At 44.9% G+C, this 16,064-nt stretch carries 32 protein-coding genes; all 32 read left to right on the plus strand.

The features are described from left to right. The first annotated feature begins 199 nt into the window (after nucleotides 1–199). Nucleotides 200–511, plus strand: coding sequence for a 30S ribosomal protein S10 (gene rpsJ, locus HMPREF9443_RS04755; protein ID WP_040565065.1), 312 nt, complete (start codon nucleotides 200–202; stop codon nucleotides 509–511). A 15-nt stretch (nucleotides 512–526) separates the two neighbouring features. Continuing rightward, nucleotides 527–1,168: a 50S ribosomal protein L3 gene (gene rplC / locus HMPREF9443_RS04760; RefSeq protein ID WP_009145385.1), complete on the plus strand. Its 642-nt coding sequence runs from the start codon at nucleotides 527–529 to the stop codon at nucleotides 1,166–1,168. Between the two features lie 32 nt (nucleotides 1,169–1,200). Next, nucleotides 1,201–1,827: a 50S ribosomal protein L4 gene (gene rplD, locus HMPREF9443_RS04765; RefSeq protein WP_021719361.1), complete on the plus strand. Its 627-nt coding sequence runs from the start codon at nucleotides 1,201–1,203 to the stop codon at nucleotides 1,825–1,827. Then, nucleotides 1,827–2,117 (plus strand): 50S ribosomal protein L23, encoded by a 291-nt coding sequence (rplW, locus tag HMPREF9443_RS04770; protein ID WP_009145387.1) that lies wholly within the window; start codon nucleotides 1,827–1,829, stop codon nucleotides 2,115–2,117. Before rplD ends, rplW begins: the two co-directional genes overlap by 1 nt. Nucleotides 2,118–2,140: 23 nt before the next feature. Further along, a complete protein-coding gene (gene rplB, locus HMPREF9443_RS04775; RefSeq protein ID WP_009145388.1) occupies nucleotides 2,141–2,971 on the plus strand; it encodes a 50S ribosomal protein L2 in 831 nt (276 codons plus the stop codon). 31 nt (nucleotides 2,972–3,002) lie between these two features. Next, nucleotides 3,003–3,278, plus strand: a complete 276-nt coding sequence (rpsS, locus tag HMPREF9443_RS04780) for a 30S ribosomal protein S19 (RefSeq protein WP_009145389.1) — start codon at nucleotides 3,003–3,005, stop codon at nucleotides 3,276–3,278. Between the two features lie 20 nt (nucleotides 3,279–3,298). After that, nucleotides 3,299–3,631, plus strand: coding sequence for a 50S ribosomal protein L22 (gene rplV / locus HMPREF9443_RS04785; RefSeq protein WP_009145390.1), 333 nt, complete (start codon nucleotides 3,299–3,301; stop codon nucleotides 3,629–3,631). A gap of 27 nt (nucleotides 3,632–3,658) precedes the next feature. Further along, on the plus strand, nucleotides 3,659–4,327 hold the full coding sequence (gene rpsC, locus HMPREF9443_RS04790; RefSeq protein ID WP_009145391.1) for a 30S ribosomal protein S3: 669 nt from the start codon (nucleotides 3,659–3,661) through the stop codon (nucleotides 4,325–4,327). 6 nt (nucleotides 4,328–4,333) lie between these two features. Beyond that, nucleotides 4,334–4,786: a 50S ribosomal protein L16 gene (gene rplP / locus HMPREF9443_RS04795; protein WP_021719364.1), complete on the plus strand. Its 453-nt coding sequence runs from the start codon at nucleotides 4,334–4,336 to the stop codon at nucleotides 4,784–4,786. Beyond that, nucleotides 4,786–4,980, plus strand: coding sequence for a 50S ribosomal protein L29 (gene rpmC / locus HMPREF9443_RS04800; protein WP_009145393.1), 195 nt, complete (start codon nucleotides 4,786–4,788; stop codon nucleotides 4,978–4,980). The genes rplP and rpmC overlap by 1 nt, the downstream gene beginning before the upstream one ends. Nucleotides 4,981–5,012: 32 nt before the next feature. Next, nucleotides 5,013–5,273 carry a 30S ribosomal protein S17 gene (rpsQ, locus tag HMPREF9443_RS04805; protein WP_021719365.1) on the plus strand — a complete coding sequence of 87 codons (261 nt, stop codon included), beginning with the start codon at nucleotides 5,013–5,015 and terminating at the stop codon, nucleotides 5,271–5,273. 38 nt (nucleotides 5,274–5,311) lie between these two features. Next, complete coding sequence (gene rplN, locus HMPREF9443_RS04810) at nucleotides 5,312–5,680, plus strand: 50S ribosomal protein L14 (RefSeq protein ID WP_009145395.1); 369 nt, start codon at nucleotides 5,312–5,314, stop codon at nucleotides 5,678–5,680. Nucleotides 5,681–5,717: 37 nt separating this feature from the next. Beyond that, nucleotides 5,718–6,047: a 50S ribosomal protein L24 gene (gene rplX / locus HMPREF9443_RS04815; RefSeq protein WP_009145396.1), complete on the plus strand. Its 330-nt coding sequence runs from the start codon at nucleotides 5,718–5,720 to the stop codon at nucleotides 6,045–6,047. A 27-nt stretch (nucleotides 6,048–6,074) separates the two neighbouring features. After that, nucleotides 6,075–6,620, plus strand: a complete 546-nt coding sequence (gene rplE / locus HMPREF9443_RS04820; RefSeq protein ID WP_009145397.1) for a 50S ribosomal protein L5 — start codon at nucleotides 6,075–6,077, stop codon at nucleotides 6,618–6,620. A 16-nt stretch (nucleotides 6,621–6,636) separates the two neighbouring features. Further along, entirely contained in the window at nucleotides 6,637–6,822 is a 186-nt protein-coding gene (locus tag HMPREF9443_RS04825) for a type Z 30S ribosomal protein S14 (protein WP_009145398.1), read from the plus strand. 31 nt (nucleotides 6,823–6,853) lie between these two features. Beyond that, nucleotides 6,854–7,252, plus strand: coding sequence for a 30S ribosomal protein S8 (rpsH, locus tag HMPREF9443_RS04830; protein WP_009145399.1), 399 nt, complete (start codon nucleotides 6,854–6,856; stop codon nucleotides 7,250–7,252). 27 nt (nucleotides 7,253–7,279) lie between these two features. Next, nucleotides 7,280–7,828 (plus strand): 50S ribosomal protein L6, encoded by a 549-nt coding sequence (rplF, locus tag HMPREF9443_RS04835; RefSeq protein WP_040565066.1) that lies wholly within the window; start codon nucleotides 7,280–7,282, stop codon nucleotides 7,826–7,828. Nucleotides 7,829–7,853: 25 nt separating this feature from the next. Beyond that, entirely contained in the window at nucleotides 7,854–8,216 is a 363-nt protein-coding gene (rplR, locus tag HMPREF9443_RS04840) for a 50S ribosomal protein L18 (protein ID WP_021719367.1), read from the plus strand. 17 nt (nucleotides 8,217–8,233) lie between these two features. After that, complete coding sequence (rpsE, locus tag HMPREF9443_RS04845; RefSeq protein WP_009145402.1) at nucleotides 8,234–8,734, plus strand: 30S ribosomal protein S5; 501 nt, start codon at nucleotides 8,234–8,236, stop codon at nucleotides 8,732–8,734. A 13-nt stretch (nucleotides 8,735–8,747) separates the two neighbouring features. Then, nucleotides 8,748–8,927 (plus strand): 50S ribosomal protein L30, encoded by a 180-nt coding sequence (rpmD, locus tag HMPREF9443_RS04850; protein WP_009145403.1) that lies wholly within the window; start codon nucleotides 8,748–8,750, stop codon nucleotides 8,925–8,927. A gap of 20 nt (nucleotides 8,928–8,947) precedes the next feature. Beyond that, nucleotides 8,948–9,388 (plus strand): 50S ribosomal protein L15, encoded by a 441-nt coding sequence (gene rplO / locus HMPREF9443_RS04855; RefSeq protein WP_009145404.1) that lies wholly within the window; start codon nucleotides 8,948–8,950, stop codon nucleotides 9,386–9,388. 1 nt (nucleotide 9,389) lies between these two features. Next, nucleotides 9,390–10,646, plus strand: coding sequence for a preprotein translocase subunit SecY (secY, locus tag HMPREF9443_RS04860; protein ID WP_009145405.1), 1,257 nt, complete (start codon nucleotides 9,390–9,392; stop codon nucleotides 10,644–10,646). A gap of 12 nt (nucleotides 10,647–10,658) precedes the next feature. Next, the gene (locus HMPREF9443_RS04865) at nucleotides 10,659–11,309 is read left to right on the plus strand and encodes an adenylate kinase (protein WP_009145406.1); all 651 of its coding nucleotides are present in this window, start codon (nucleotides 10,659–10,661) and stop codon (nucleotides 11,307–11,309) included. Nucleotides 11,310–11,321: 12 nt separating this feature from the next. Next, nucleotides 11,322–11,540 carry a translation initiation factor IF-1 gene (gene infA, locus HMPREF9443_RS04870; RefSeq protein WP_009145407.1) on the plus strand — a complete coding sequence of 73 codons (219 nt, stop codon included), beginning with the start codon at nucleotides 11,322–11,324 and terminating at the stop codon, nucleotides 11,538–11,540. 28 nt (nucleotides 11,541–11,568) lie between these two features. Beyond that, nucleotides 11,569–11,682: a 50S ribosomal protein L36 gene (gene rpmJ / locus HMPREF9443_RS04875; protein ID WP_004092858.1), complete on the plus strand. Its 114-nt coding sequence runs from the start codon at nucleotides 11,569–11,571 to the stop codon at nucleotides 11,680–11,682. A gap of 17 nt (nucleotides 11,683–11,699) precedes the next feature. Then, complete coding sequence (gene rpsM / locus HMPREF9443_RS04880; RefSeq protein ID WP_009145408.1) at nucleotides 11,700–12,068, plus strand: 30S ribosomal protein S13; 369 nt, start codon at nucleotides 11,700–11,702, stop codon at nucleotides 12,066–12,068. Nucleotides 12,069–12,090: 22 nt separating this feature from the next. Beyond that, nucleotides 12,091–12,483, plus strand: a complete 393-nt coding sequence (rpsK, locus tag HMPREF9443_RS04885; protein WP_009145409.1) for a 30S ribosomal protein S11 — start codon at nucleotides 12,091–12,093, stop codon at nucleotides 12,481–12,483. A gap of 16 nt (nucleotides 12,484–12,499) precedes the next feature. Further along, the gene (gene rpsD / locus HMPREF9443_RS04890; protein WP_009145410.1) at nucleotides 12,500–13,093 is read left to right on the plus strand and encodes a 30S ribosomal protein S4; all 594 of its coding nucleotides are present in this window, start codon (nucleotides 12,500–12,502) and stop codon (nucleotides 13,091–13,093) included. Between the two features lie 71 nt (nucleotides 13,094–13,164). Continuing rightward, on the plus strand, nucleotides 13,165–14,130 hold the full coding sequence (locus HMPREF9443_RS04895; RefSeq protein ID WP_009145411.1) for a DNA-directed RNA polymerase subunit alpha: 966 nt from the start codon (nucleotides 13,165–13,167) through the stop codon (nucleotides 14,128–14,130). Nucleotides 14,131–14,149: 19 nt separating this feature from the next. Beyond that, entirely contained in the window at nucleotides 14,150–14,488 is a 339-nt protein-coding gene (gene rplQ, locus HMPREF9443_RS04900; protein WP_009145412.1) for a 50S ribosomal protein L17, read from the plus strand. 165 nt (nucleotides 14,489–14,653) lie between these two features. Continuing rightward, nucleotides 14,654–15,562: a fumarylacetoacetate hydrolase family protein gene (locus HMPREF9443_RS04905; protein WP_009145413.1), complete on the plus strand. Its 909-nt coding sequence runs from the start codon at nucleotides 14,654–14,656 to the stop codon at nucleotides 15,560–15,562. Nucleotides 15,563–15,664: 102 nt separating this feature from the next. Continuing rightward, on the plus strand, nucleotides 15,665–16,057 hold the full coding sequence (locus HMPREF9443_RS04910; RefSeq protein WP_009145414.1) for a YegP family protein: 393 nt from the start codon (nucleotides 15,665–15,667) through the stop codon (nucleotides 16,055–16,057). The last annotated feature ends 7 nt before the right edge of the window (nucleotides 16,058–16,064 follow it).

The raw sequence follows: 16,064 nt of genomic DNA on the forward strand, positions 1-16,064 counted from the left end.
CGTTGTTTCCGAAGTAGAAGAGAAATAATTTTAGTTAGATCCCTGGAAGAATATGAGGGGGGTTAACCTCCCCTCTATTCTTATGTTTGTTGGTATGGCCCTGCGATGATGTGAAAGGTTGCTTGCCTGTTAGACAGGGAGATTTTCACGGAGTATGTCCGTTCATAGAAACTGGGCGAATTTAGGAGGATATTTTTTAATGGCTAAGTCTCAAAAGATTAGAATACGCCTGAAAGCGTATGATCATAAAGCACTTGACCAAAGTGCTTCTAAGATTGTAGAAACTGCAAAACGTACCGGTGCACAAGTTTCCGGTCCGATTCCCCTTCCTACAGAAAAAAACATTTACACTATTCTGCGTTCTCCGCATATTAACAAAGATTCCCGTGAGCAATTCGAAATGCGTACTCACAAACGTCTTGTAGACATTCTGGAACCCACCGGTAAGACTGTTGACGCTCTGATGCGTCTTGACCTGCCCGCTGGCGTAGATATTGAAATTAAACTGTAAGGAGGAGGTGCAATAATGGCTAAAGGTATCTTAGGCAAAAAACTGGGCATGACCCAAATTTTTGAAGCTGATGGCAGACTGATTCCTGTTACTGTTGTAGAAGCAGGACCCTGCGTTGTACTTCAAAACAAAACCGAAGAAACAGACGGTTATAATGCTGTTCAACTTGGTTTTGGTGAAATTAAAGAAAAACATACCACCAAACCGATGAAAGGCCATTTTGACAAAGCTGGTGTAACACCGGTTAAATTTGTCAGAGAGCTGCGTCTGGCTGCTCCTTCCGAATATGCGGTAGGCGATAAAATCGCTGCTGATATTTTTGCTGCAGGCGAACTGATTGACGCAAGCGGCGTTTCCCGCGGCAAAGGTTTTGCAGGCACTATTAAGCGCCACAATTTCTCTCGCGGACCTATGAAACATGGTTCTAAGTCTCATCGTGAGCCTGGTTCTATGGGCCCCATGCATTCCGGTCCTGGCGGCCGTGTAATCAAAGGCAAAAAACTGCCTGGCCGTATGGGTAATGCAAATGTAACTGTTCAACGTCTGACCGTTGTTAAGGTTGACGCAGAACGTAATCTTATTCTGGTTAAGGGTGCTATTCCGGGTGCTACTGGTTCTTACGTAGTACTGAAGGAAACCGTAAAACCTAACAAATAATAAGATAAGCGAAAGAAAGGAGGATGCTTCTAATGCCGAAGTTATCAGTATATGATCTTTCCGGTGCACAAACCGGTGAAATAGAATTAAATGATTCCGTATTTGGCGCTGAGTTCAATGAAGCTGTAGTACATCAAGCAGTTGTAATGCAGCTGGCAAACCAACGTCAAGGAACTTCCGCTACTAAAACCCGTGCTATGGTACGCGGTGGCGGTCGTAAACCCTGGAAACAAAAAGGTACTGGCCGCGCTCGTTGCGGTTCCAACCGTTCTCCCGTATGGGTTGGCGGTGGTACCACTTTTGGTCCCCAACCCCGCAGCTATGCAAAGAAAATGCCTCGTAAAGCACGTCGCTTAGCTCTGTGCTGCGCACTGTCTGCTAAAGTAGCAGCTGGTGAACTGGTAGTTGTTGAAGGTCTGGCTTTTGACGCTCCGAAAACTAAACAAGTAGCTTCTCTGCTGAAAGCTTTTGAAGCTGTTGACACTAAAGCTCTGTTGATTACCGATGGTTCCAACGAAAACGTTGCTCTTTCCGCACGTAACATGCCGAAAGTAACCACCATCACCAACATGGGTCTGAACTGCTTTGATATCCTGAACAGCAAAAAGGTATTCCTTGCTAAAGATGCTGTAGAAAAAATTGAGGAGGTGCTCGCATAATGGCTACTAATCCTCGCGATATACTGATTCGTCCCATCATCACTGAAAAGACTTCTCAGATGATGCAGGAGAACAAATACACCTTCCAGGTTCCCCTGGATGCTAACAAAGTAGAGATTCGCCAAGCTGTAGAGGCGATTTTCAAAGTTAAAGTATTGAATGTAAATACCATCCGCGTACTGGGCAAAACCAAACGCATGGGTAAATATGTTGGCAAACGTTCCGATTATAAGAAAGCTATCGTGAAGCTTGCTGAAGGCAATACGATTCCCCTTTTCGAAGGAATGTAATTAACGTATAGGAGGTAAATTAAATGGCTATTAAAAGCTTTAATCCGTATTCTCCTTCCAGACGCTTTATTACTGTGTCTGCCTTCGAAGAGATTACGACTGACAAGCCTTACCGCCCGCTTGTTGAAAAACTTGGTAAACATGCAGGCCGTAATAATACCGGTAAAATGACTGTTCGTCATCAAGGCGGCGGTCATAAAAAACAATATCGTATCATTGATTTCAAGCGTACCAAAGACGGCATTCCGGCTAAGGTTGCTACCATTGAATACGATCCTAACCGTAACGCTCGTATCGCTCTGATCAACTATGTTGACGGCGAAAAACGTTACATCATCGCTCCGCTTGATTTGAAAGTTGGCGATATCGTAGTAAGCGGTCCTGACGCAGATATCAAAACCGGTAACTGCCTGCCGCTGAAAAACATTCCGCTTGGTACTACCGTACACAACGTGGAAATGAAAATTGGTAAAGGCGGCCAAATGGCTCGTAGTGCTGGTACCAGCGCACAGCTGATGGCTAAAGAGGGCGACTACGCTCTGCTCCGTCTTCCTTCTGGCGAAATCCGTAAAGTACATATCAACTGCCGTGCAACCATCGGTCAAGTTGGTAACATTGATGCTGAAAACATCTGCATCGGTAAAGCTGGCCGCAGCCGTTGGCTGGGTATCCGTCCTGCTAACCGCGGCGTTGTTATGAATCCTAACGACCATCCGCATGGTGGTGGTGAAGGTCACTCCCCCGTTGGTCGTAAACGTCCTGTTACTCCTTGGGGTAAATGTGCATTCGGTACTCGTACTCGCAGAGAGAAGAAAGCTTCTACTAAGTTAATTCTGAAACGTAGAACTAAATAATAAAACAGGATAAGGAAAGGAGGCTAACCTAGTGTCCAGATCAGTTAAAAAAGGACCTTTTGTCCATGCAAGTCTTTTGAAAAAGATTGACGTGCTTAATGCCGCTAATGATAAAAAAGTTGTTAAGACCTGGTCTCGCAGCTCTACTATTCTTCCGTCTTTCGTTGGTCACACCATTGCGGTTCATGACGGACGCAAACATGTTCCGGTATTCATTACCGAGGATATGGTAGGCCACAAATTAGGAGAATTCGCTCCTACTCGTACTTACAAAGGTCACGCAGATAAGAGCACCGGCTTAAAATAAGGGGAAAGGGGGACCAAACAATGGAAGCAAAGGCAATTGCAAAATATATCCGTATTGCGCCGCGCAAACTGCGCATCGTAATCAATCTCATCCGCGGCAAATCCGTTGGTGAAGCATTCGCGATCCTCAAATATACCCCGAAGGTTGGTTCTGAGGTAATCGAGAAAGTTCTGCGCAGTGCAGTAGCAAACGCAGAGCACAATTTTGACATGAACGTGGATAACCTGATCGTATCCTACTGTGCAGTAGATCAAGGTCCGACCATGAAACGTATTCATCCTCGTTCCCGTGGACAGGCTTTCAAAATTCTGAAACGTTCTAGCCACGTAACTGTAGCAGTTAAAGAAAAATAATATCCCGTCAGAAGGAGGGAAAAGATAGTGGGTCAAAAAGTTAATCCGCATGGTCTCCGTGTTGGCGTTATCAAAGGCTGGGATTCCAAATGGTACGCTGGCAAAGACTATGAGAAATTCTTGTTAGAAGACATTAAAATCCGTGAGTTCATCAAAGAAAAACTGTTCCTGTCCGGTATCTCTAAAGTAGAAATCGAACGCGCATCTAATAAAGCCCGCATTTCCATCCATACTGCAAAACCTGGTATGGTAATCGGTCGTCAAGGCAGCAACATCGAACTGCTGAAATCCGACCTGAAGAAAATGACTGAGAGCGCTATCGAAATCAACATCGTAGAAGTTAAAACCCCGGATATGGACGCAACCTTGGTTGCAGAGAACATTGCAGCACAGCTGGAACGCCGTATCGCTTTCCGTCGTGCTATGAAACAATGCGTTGGCCGTACCATGCGTATGGGTGCTAAAGGTATCAAAATTACCTGCGGCGGTCGTCTTGGCGGTGCTGAAATTGCACGCAGCGAATCCTATCGTGAAGGCAGCATTCCTCTGCACACCCTGCGTGCTGACATCGATTATGGCACTGCAGAAGCACATACCACTTATGGCCGTATCGGCATTAAGGTATGGATTTACAAAGGTGAAGTTCTTCCTGAAAGCAAAGAAGCAGCTAAAGTTGCTCCGGCAAAGGAGGCATAATCAGACATGTTATTACCGAAGAGAGTTAAACATCGTAAACAACATAGAGGTCGTATGACTGGCCGTGCTATGCGCGGTAATAGAATCGCTCATGGCGATTTCGGTCTGGTAGCATTGGAGCCCGCTTGGATTACCAACCGCCAGATTGAGGCAGCCCGTATCGCAATGACACGTTATATCAAACGTGGCGGTCAAGTTTGGATTCAAATTTTCCCGGATAAACCGATTACTGCAAAACCTGCTGAAACTCGTATGGGTTCTGGTAAAGGTTCTCCGGAGTACTGGGTAGCAGTAGTTAAACCTGGTCGCGTTCTGTTCGAAATGAACGGTGTTAGCGAAGAAGTTGCTAAAGAAGCAATGCGTCTTGCTAGCCACAAATTGCCTATCAAATGCAAATTTGTAACTCGCGCTCAACAGGAAGCTGAAGCTGCCGCACAAGAAAAGGGTGGTGAAGCTTAATGAAAACAACAGAAATTCGTGAATTGTCTGCTGCTGAGTTAGACACCAAGTTGGCAGATTTGAAAGAGGAACTCTTCAATCTGCGTTTTCAAATGGCAACCGGTCAATGTGAAAATCCGATGAAAATTCGTGACGTTAAGAAATCCATTGCCCGTATCAAAACAATCCAGCGTGAACGTGAGCTCAAGGCTTAACTGTTTTGAAGTATAACAAGGAGGAAACAGTCGTGACCGAAGAAAGAAACGCACGTGTTACCCGTATTGGTAAAGTTGTCAGCGATAAAATGCAGAAAACTGTCGTAGTTGCAGTAGAACGTTTCGTTCAGCATCCGCTGTACAAAAAAGGCGTACAACATACTATTAAATTTAAAGCTCATGATGAAAATAACGAAGCACATGTTGGCGACGTAGTTGAAATTATGCAAACTCGTCCGCTGTCTAAAGATAAATGCTGGCGCGTTATTGAAATCTTAGAGCGTGCTAAATAATTTTGCCGAAGAGTTAGTCCGGCAAGGGAGGGAAATCCATGATACAACAACAAACTATCCTTAATGTTGGTGACAACACTGGCGCTAAGAAGGTTATGTGTATCCGTGTATTAGGCGGTTCTTACCGTAAATATGCTAATATCGGTGACGTTATCGTATGTGCTGTTAAAGATGCATCACCCGGTGGCGTTGTAAAAAAAGGCGACGTAGTTAAAGCAGTTGTTGTTCGTTCCGTTAAAGGTGTTCGCCGTGCAGACGGTTCCTACATCCGTTTTGATGAGAACGCAGCAGTTGTAATTAAAGACGACAAGAGCCCGCGCGGCACTCGTATTTTTGGGCCTGTTGCCCGCGAACTTCGCGAAAAAGACTTCATGAAAATCATTTCTCTGGCACCGGAAGTGCTGTAAGAAATTAGATAACGCACTGTAAGGAGGTGTTCTTGACATGGCAAATGCTGTAAAGCTGCATGTTAAAAAAGGCGATACCGTTCTTGTACTGTCCGGTAAGGATAAAGGCAAGCAAGGTAAGATCGTTGAAGCTCTGCCTAAGAAAGCCAAAGTGGTTGTTGAAGGCGTGAATAAAGTAAAACGTCATACCAAACCGTCTCAGGCAAATCCTCAAGGCGGCATCATTACTAAAGAAGCTCCGCTCGCTTCTTCCAAAGTAATGCTGGTATGCCCGGTTTGCAAACAAGCTACCCGTATTAAAAAGACCGAAGTTGCCGGTGCTTTCGTAAGAACCTGCAAAAAATGCGGTGAAGTAATCGATAAATAATTTTCCGGGAAAGGAGGAAATAACTGAATGGCAAAGACCAGATTGCAAGAAAAATATTTGTCTGAAGTAGCTAAGGCTATGCATGACAAATTCCAATATAAAAACGTAATGGAAATCCCTAAAATTGAGAAAGTTGTAATCAACATGGGTGTTGGCGAGGCTGTAGGCAACAGCAAAGCTCTGGAAAGCGCAGTTGCTGATATGACTCAGATCGCAGGTCAGAAACCTGTTATCACCAAAGCTAAGAAATCCATCGCAGCTTTCAAAGTACGTCAAGGTATGCCTCTGGGTGCTAAAGTAACCCTGCGTGGCGACCGTATGTACTATTTCCTTGATAAACTGATGAATCTCGCTCTTCCGCGCGTACGTGACTTCCGTGGCGTAAATGCTTCCGCATTTGACGGCCGTGGCAACTACGCACTGGGTCTGAAAGAACAATTGATTTTCCCGGAAATCGAATATGATAAGATCGATAAAGTTCGTGGCATGGATATCATCATTGTGACTACCGCTAAGACAGACGAGGAAGCTAGAGAGCTGCTCAAACTCCTCGGAATGCCGTTCGGCGCATAAGTGAGGAGGGAACACATTGGCTAAAAAAGCCCTGATCGAAAAATGGAAAGGCGAACCGAAATTCGAAGTTCGTCATTATAACCGCTGCAAAGTTTGCGGCAGACCTCATGGCTATATGCGTAAATTTGGCCTCTGCCGTATCTGCTTCCGTGAATATGCTTATAAAGGAGCTATTCCGGGCGTAACCAAAGCAAGCTGGTAAGACAGACAACAAGGAAGGAGGGTATTTAAGTATGGTAATGACTGACCCGATTGCTGATATGCTTACCCGTATTCGTAACGCAAATTCAGTTCATCATGATAAAGTTGAAATCCCCGGCAGCAAGATTAAGCTGGCTATTGCTGAAATCCTGAAAGCCGAAGGTTTCATTAAAGATTTCGAAGTTATTGCTGACAGCAAACAAAATGTTATCCGCGTCAGCCTGAAATACGGTGCTAATAAAGAGAAGGTTATCTCCGGTATTAAACGTATTTCCAAACCTGGTCTGAGAGTTTACTCTCAAAAAGACCAACTGCCTAGAGTCCTCGGAGGTCTGGGTATTGCATTAATTTCTACTTCCCAAGGCTTGATGACCGACAAAGCTGCTCGTAAAGCAGGCTTGGGCGGCGAAGTTCTTGCATACGTATGGTAATACTAAAAAGATAGGAGGTGCTCGTACGTGTCTAGAATTGGTAAGATGCCAATTACTGTTCCCGCTGGTGTAACAGTTACTATTGAAGATAATCACGTGACCGTTAAAGGTCCTAAAGGCGAATTAGCTCGCCAAATCAATAAAAACATGAAGCTGACCATGGACAATGGTGTAATCACCGTTGAACGTCCGGACGATGAAAAAGAAAACCGTTCTCTGCATGGTCTGTCCCGCACCCTGATTAACAACATGATCATCGGTGTAACCCAAGGCTTCAGCAAAACTCTGGAAATTAATGGTGTTGGTTACCGTGCTGCTAAGCAAGGCCAAAACATTAACTTTACTCTGGGTTTCTCTCACCCGGTTGTAAAAGAGCCGCCTGCAGGTATTACTTTTGAAGTTCCCGCTCCGAACAAGATCGTTGTTAGCGGTGCTGATAAAGAAGTTGTAGGTGCAGTTGCTGCAGATATCCGTACTTTGCGTCCGCCTGAACCTTACAAAGGTAAAGGTATCCGTTACGAAGGCGAACATGTTCGTCGTAAGATTGGTAAAGCCGGCGCTAAAGGCAAGAAATAATTTCTAAAAGAAGGGAGTGAAACTCTTGCTTAACAGAGTTGATAAAAACGAGAAACGTCAAAAACGTCATCTCCGTTCTCGTAGATATATTATCGGTACTGCTGAAAAACCTCGTCTGAACGTATACCGTTCCCTGTCCAACATTTATGCACAGGTTATTAACGATGAGACCGGCGAAACTATCGCTGCTGCCAGCACCGTTGAAAAAGATCTGAAAGAAAACTACGGCGGCAACATTGAGGCTGCTAAAGCTGTAGGCAAAGCAATCGCTGAAAAAGCGCTGGCTAAGGGTGTAAAAGAAGTTGTATTCGATCGTGGTGGCTATCTGTACCACGGACGTGTAGCTGCCCTGGCTGAAGCTGCTCGCGAAGCTGGCCTGGTATTCTAAGAGAAGGAGGAAATAAAGTGGCGAACTTCGAAAATAAAGAAAACGAATTACAAGAAAAAGTCGTTTTCATCAACCGTGTTGCTAAGGTTGTTAAAGGCGGACGTCGTTTCTCCTTCGCTGCACTTGTTGTTGTAGGTGATGAAAATGGTCATGTAGGCATGGGCCTGGGTAAAGCTGCAGAGGTTCCTGAAGCTATTCGTAAAGGCGTTGAAGATGCTAAGAAAAACCTGGTTACTGTACCGCTGGTTGGTACTACCATTCCTCATGAAAACATCGGTGTATTCGGCGCAGGCCGCGTATTCCTGAAACCGGCTGCAGAAGGTACCGGCGTTATCGCTGGCGGCCCTGTACGTGCCGTACTGGAACTGGCTGGCGTTCGTGATATTCTTACTAAATCTCAAGGCTCTTCCAACCCGAACAACATGGTTCGTGCAACCATTGAAGGTCTGAAATCCTTGAAGAGTGCTGAAGCTGTTGCAGCTCTGCGTGGTAAAACCGTAGAAGAATTGTTGGGCTAAGGAGGACTTTGTCATGGCACAAATTAAAATCACCCTGACCCGCAGCCTGATCGGTTACCCCAAAGATCAGCGTGCAACCGTTAAAGCTCTGGGCTTAGGTAAAATCAATACTAGCGTTGTTAAAGAAGATACTCCGACTATTCGCGGCATGATTCACAAGGTTGAACATCTCGTGAAGGTTGAAGAAGCGTAAGACAAGGAGGTGTACTGAAGATGAATTTACATGAATTGTCTCCCGCTCCGGGATCTAAACGTGTAGCAGTTCGCGTAGGTCGTGGCCTGGGCAGTGGCTTGGGCAAGACTTCCGGCAAAGGCCAGAAAGGTCAGAAATCCCGTTCCGGCGGTGTTAAGCGCCCTGGATTTGAAGGTGGTCAAAGACCTCTGTACCTGCGTCTTCCTAAACGCGGTTTCTACAATAAATTTGGTAAAGATTATGTTGAAATCAACGTTTCCGTACTCAATCGTTTTGAGGACGGCACCGTTGTTGAACCCGTAATGCTCATTGAAGAAGGTGTTGTTAAGAACATTCGCGACGGCATCCGTATTCTTGGCAATGGCGAATTAACCAAAAAGCTTACTGTACAAGCTATGGGCTTCAGCAAATCCGCTGAAGAGAAAATCGTTGCAGCTGGCGGTAAGATTGAGGTGATCTAAAGTGTTAGCAGCCCTTGCAAACATATTTAGAATAACAGAACTCAGGCAAAAAGTTTTATTTACTCTCGCCATGTTCATCGTATTCAGGGCTGGAACACATATACCTGTTCCTGGCGTAAACGCTTCTGTCATTGAACAGCTTTTCCGCAGCGGTAATCTCTTCGGACTGCTTGATATGTTCAGTGGCGGCGCCTTGAGCAAATTCTCTATTTTTGCTATGAGTATTACCCCATATATCAATGCTTCAATTATTTTACAGTTATTGAAGGTAGTTGTACCGACCTTGGAACAATGGTCCAAGGAAGGTGAGGAAGGCTTCAAGAAAACGACAAAGCTTACACGTATGCTGACGGTGGCTTTGGCGTTTGTCCAAGCCTGCGGTATGGCCTACGGCCTGAAGATGGCGATTAATAACCCCGGGATTTTCTCAATCCTGCTTATTGCTATCACACTTACTGCAGGAACCGTTTTCCTTATGTGGATAGGCGAGCAGATTACAGCTCGCGGCGTCGGCAATGGTATTTCCCTGATAATCTTTGCCGGTATCGTATCCAGACTGCCGGATGGACTTAAGGTAATTTTCCAATATCTGCAGGCTGGCACGGTAAGCTTATTGAACGTTATTTTGTTCGCGGCTATAGCCCTGGCGATGGTAGTTTTCGTAATTATCATTTCTGAGGGTATTCGCAAAATCCCCGTTCAGTATGCTAAGCGTGTAGTAGGCAAAAAGGCTTATGGCGGTCATACAAGCTATATCCCTCTGAAGGTCAACCAGGCAGGCGTTATTCCGATCATCTTCGCTTCTTCGGTGCTGATGTTCCCGGTAACAATTGCTCAGTTCGTTGATGTTCCCTGGGTTAAAGCAATGGGTAAGCTCTTTCAGTGGGGCAGCCCGCTGCAGACCACATTATATGTTCTGATGATTTTGTTCTTCACTTACTTCTATACAGCAGTAAGCCTGAACATCGGAGATCTTTCCGATAATATTAAAAAGAACGGTGGCTTTATTCCCGGTTTAAGACCCGGTAATCCTACTACAGAATATCTTGACAAGGTGATGTCCAGAATAACTTTGGCCGGTGCGATTTTCCTCTCATTAATTGCGCTGATGCCTCATGTTATCGGATGGGTAACCCGCATTGAAGGTGTGTACTTCGGCGGTACCGCTTTGTTGATCGTTGTTGGTGTTGCATTACAAACTATGAAGCAAATAGAGTCCATGGTTCTGATGCGTCATTATCATGGCTTTATGAAATAGGAGGAGTTCAGAATGTACATTCTTTTAATGGGACCTCCGGGTGCTGGTAAAGGCACTCAAGCAGAAAAACTCATTGATGAATTTAAAATCCCTCATATCTCCACAGGAGACATGTTCCGTGCAGCAGTAAGCGCAGGCACCGAACTTGGTAAAGAGGCAAAAAAATATATGGACGCTGGCGGACTTGTCCCCGACGTCGTAACCATCGGCATTGTTCGTGAAGGCTTGTCCAAACCCGAATGTGCAAATGGTTTCATCTTAGATGGCTTCCCGAGAACTGAGGAGCAAGCAGTTGCTCTCGACGGAATCCTCAAAGACCTGGGCATTAAATTGACCGGTGTTGTTAATATCTCTGTTCCTGACTCCGAGTTGGTTGCGCGTGTAGTTGGCCGCCGTATCTGCAAAGCTTGCGGTGCTACCTATCATGTAAGCTTTAACCCCAGCAAGGTAGAAAATGTTTGCGACAAATGCGGTGGTAACCTTTATCAACGTAACGACGATAAAGAAGAAACCGTTGTAAATCGTCTGCATGCATATCATGAACAAACAGAACCGTTAATTGAGTACTACAAAAAACAAGGCCTGTACAAAGAAATCGATGGCTTGCAGCCTATCGATAAAGTATATGCCGACGTTAAAGTTAGTCTCGGATGTAGCAAATAAGGAGGTACAACAGTGTCCAAACAGGATGTTATTGAGGTTGAAGGTACAATCTTAGAAGCACTTCCCAATGCTATGTTCCAAGTTCAACTGGTTAACGGCCATACAATTTTAGCACATATATCCGGTAAGATTCGTATGAACTTCATCAAGATTTTGCCTGGTGATAAGGTTACCGTGGAGCTTACTCCGTACGACCTCAATCGTGGAAGAATTACTTATCGGTATAAATAATCCAACAGGCAAAGAGGAGGTTTAAATTATGAAAGTAAGACCGTCTGTTAAGCCAATATGTGAAAAATGCAAAGTCATTAAACGTAAAGGCCATGTAATGGTAATTTGCGAAAACCCGAAACATAAACAAAAACAAGGATAAGAAGGAGGTGCACATTAATGGCACGTATTTCTGGTGTCGATTTACCGAGAGATAAACGTATTGAGTATGCTCTGCCGTACATCTACGGCATCGGCCTGACTCTCTCTCGTGAAATTTTAGCTAAAACCGGTATTAACCCGGACACTCGCGTTCGCGACCTGACTGAAGAAGAAGTTGCTAAGATCCGTGAAACTCTGGATCAGGACTATAAAGTTGAAGGTGACCTCCGCCGTGAGGAATCCCTGAACATTAAACGTCTGATTGAAATTGGCAGCTATCGTGGCAGAAGACATCGTATGGGTCTGCCTGTTCGTGGTCAAAACACTAAAAACAATGCCCGCACCCGTAAAGGTCCGAAACGTACTATTGCAGGCAAGAAGAAATAATTAGCGAGGGAGGGATAAACCAGTGGCTGGCAAGAAAGTTGTTCGCAACAAGAAAAAAGTTAGCAAAAACGTAATCAACGGTGTAGCACATATCCGCTCCACCTTCAATAATACTATCGTTACCATCGCTGATACCGAAGGTAATGTTCTGAGCTGGGCCTCCGCAGGCGGCCTCGGTTTCCGTGGCAGCCGTAAGAGCACTCCGTTTGCTGCACAAATGGCTGCTGAAGAAGCAACCAAAGCTGCTATGGAGCATGGCTTGAAACAAGTAGAAGTATATGTAAAAGGTCCTGGCGCTGGCCGTGAAGCAGCAATCCGTGCACTTCAGGCTGCAGGTCTGGAAGTTAACTCTATTAAAGACGTTACTCCGATCCCGCATAACGGCTGCCGTCCGCCGAAACGTAGAAGAGTATAATTGGGGGTGTAAATAGATGGCAATTGATAGAACTCCTGTCCTGAAAAGATGCAGATCTTTGGGCTTAGCTCCCGCATTCATGGGCATTAGCAAGGAATCTAAACGCCAAGTTCGCCGCCAAAACAGAAAAAAGAGCGAATATGGCATTCAGTTAACTGAAAAACAAAAAGCTAAATTTATCTATGGCGTACTGGAAAAACAATTCCGTGGCTACTATGATAAAGCTAAAAAGATGGAAGGTATCACCGGTGAAAACCTGCTGATCCTCCTCGAAAGAAGAATCGACAACGTAGTTTTCCGCCTCGGCTTGGCTAACACCCGCCGTCAGGCTCGCCAAATCGTAAGACATGGCCACATTGCTGTTAACGGCAAACGTCTGGACATTCCTTCCGCATTGGTAAGAGTTGGCGATGTTGTAACCGTTATGGAAAACAGCCGTGCTAAAGAATACTTCAAAGGCATGGACGAAACTCTGGCTACCAAAGCAGTTCCGGCTTGGCTGGTACTGGACGCTGCTAACGTTAGCGGTAAGGTAGACCGTTTCCCGACTCGTGAGGAAATTGATGTTCCTATTGAAGAGCACTTCATCGTAGAGTTGTACTCCAAATAATTAGTGAATATCTTGTGCCACCCACTTATGAGACGTATTGTGGTAATACGCGATAGAAGGAGGCTTTCCGAATGATTGAAATTGAAAAACCTAAGATGGTTACATCTGATGTCAGCGAAGATGGTCGTTATGGCAAATTCGTTTGGGAGCCGCTCGAGAGAGGCTACGGCATCACGCTGGGCAACAGCCTGCGTCGTGTGCTGCTGTCCTCCCTGCCGGGTGCTGCAGTAACCTACGTCAAGATTGACGGTGTTCTGCATGAGTTTGCTACCATTCCTGGTGTTCGTGAGGATGTTGCTGATATCATCCTGAACATTAAGGCTTTGTGCCTTAAAATGGAAGGTGAAGGGGAAAAGATTCTGCGTATCGAATGTTCCGGTGAACAGGAAGTTACTGCTGCAAATATCATTGCTGATAGCGATGTTGAAATCCTGAACCCTGAGCTGCATATTGCGACTTTAGATAAAGACGCAGTTTTCAATATGGAAATCCATATTGATAAAGGCCGTGGCTATGTACCTGCGGACAAAAATAAACAGCCTGATCAGCCTATCGGCGTTATTCCGGTAGACTCCATTTACTCTCCGATTACCAGAGTAAAATTTGCTGTTAACGATACCCGCGTAGGTAATGTTACCAACTATGACAAGCTTACTTTGGAAGTTTGGACAGATGGCAGCATAAAGCCTGATGAAGCTGTTGATATGGCTTCCACCATCCTGATTGACTATCTCAAGCTTTTCCAGACCAGTGATGGCAAAGGTTCTGTGATCACTGTAGCTGGCGGTTCTGAGCCTGAAGCTCCCGAACCGAGCAAGCAAGAGGGTCAAAACACAATGTCTATCGACGATTTGGATTTGTCCGTCCGCAGCAATAACTGCCTGAGACGTGCAGGTATCAATACTGTCGAAGAATTGATCCAGAAAACAGAAGCTGATATGATTAAAGTTCGTAACTTGGGTAGTAAATCTCTGGAAGAGATTAAAAAGAAACTTGAGGATATGGGCTTGCATTTTCGCAAAAACGATGAAGAATAATTAAGGGGGTCAGAAGTACATGGCATACAGAAAACTGGGTCGTAACTCCAGCAACCGTAAGGCTCTGTTTCGCAGCATTTTAACTTCCTTCTTCAAATATGGTAAGATCGAAACCACCGTTACCAAAGCTAAAGAAGTTGCTAAGCATTCCGCTCAACTGATTACTTTGGCAAAACGCAATGACCTGCATGCTCGTCGTCAGGTTATGGCAGTTCTGGTTGACGAAACCATTACCAAAAAACTGTTTGAAGAAATTGCTCCGAAATATGAAGGCAGACAAGGCGGCTTTACTCGCATTTACAGAGTAGGTCCTCGCCGTGGCGATGCAGCTGAAATGGCTATCATCGAACTCATCTAATTTAGAGCTGTAAAAAGCAGGAACTTCGGTTCCTGCTTTTTTGCGTTCCGGGGATTGTATGTGTATAATAATATTATGCTAATCCTATTTCCGGATATATGATCCGAAAATACTATGGCTTTAGCATGATACAAACTATCAATATTCCAAGAGGAGGAAGATATAATGCGTTTTTATACAGTAGAGATAGCGGGACGTGAGGAAATTCTTGTTGGCTTTCGTGAGAATGAAGCCGTTTACAGACTGAATTTATTGGCAAGACTTGTGCCTGAGCTGGCAGTTGCGGATATGAATGAATTAATATGCCGTTATACGCCTGAGGTTAAGGCAAAGCTGGAGCACTTGGCTGATAATGAGGACGTTCTGCAGGGCGCTGCAGTCAAGCTTCCGGAAGTAAAGCTGCTGGCACCGATTGTTCATCCGCGTCAGGATGTAGTCTGCCTTGGTATTAACTATGATGCACATGCTCAGGAAGCAGGACGCTTTTCCAGTGAAGCTTTCGGCGGTGAACGCCCCTACACAATTTATTTTTCCAAGCGTGTGAACAGAGCAACGGCAAGCGGTGAAAGTGTTCCGCGTTATGAAGGATTGGTAGACAGCCTTGATTACGAAGCAGAGCTGGGAGTAATCCTGGGACGCGATGCCAAGGGTGTCAGCAAAGAAAACGCCAGAGATTATATTTTTGGTTATACAATTATTAATGATATCAGTGCACGTAATCTGCAGACGCGTCATAAGCAATGGTATTTGGGAAAAAGTCTTGACGGCTTTACGCCTATGGGACCGTGTATTGTTACGGCAGATGAAATTGGCGATGAGCAGGCACTTGATATCAGCTGTACGGTTAACGGAGAGCTGCGCCAGAGCAGTAATACCCGTTATATGATTCAGACTGTCTCTGGTGCAATTGCAGAGCTGTCAGAGGGCATGAAATTAGCTGCAGGTACAATTATTGCTACCGGTACTCCGGCCGGCGTCGGCATGGGGATGAAACCGCCGACATTCTTACAGCACGGTGATAAAATTGTCTGCTCTATTGAAAAAATCGGTTCATTGAAGAATGTTATCGATTAAAAATTGCTAAATTGTGTAGTTTAAATAAAAATACTTGTGTTTTTAGTGCTGATGGCATAAAATAAACATATAGACCATACTAAATTTAAAGGAGGCTACAAAATGGGTAAATTCATAATTTCTCAGGCAAAAAATGGCGTTAAATTTAATTTAAAAGCTGCAAATGGTGAAGTCATTGCCAGCTCCCAGGTTTATAAGGATGAGAAGTACTGTCGAAAGGGTATTGCCAGTGTTATCAACAATGCTCCTGTTGCTCCGATAGAGGACCAGACGGTAGAAGGCTTTACCCCTTGTAAGCATCCGAAATTTGAAGTTTATAAAGACAAGGCCGGAGAATTCCGCTTCCGTTTGAAGGCAACCAACGGACAGATTATTGCTACCGGTGAAGGCTACAAGGCAATGGCAGGATGCAAACGCGGCATTGAGTCCATTAAGAAAAATGTTGTTGATGCCAAAATAATTGTTGAAGCACCTAAAGAAGCAAAAGCTGAATAATGTCAAT

Source organism: Phascolarctobacterium succinatutens YIT 12067 (assembly GCF_000188175.1).
Lineage (GTDB): Bacteria > Bacillota > Negativicutes > Acidaminococcales > Acidaminococcaceae > Phascolarctobacterium_A > Phascolarctobacterium_A succinatutens.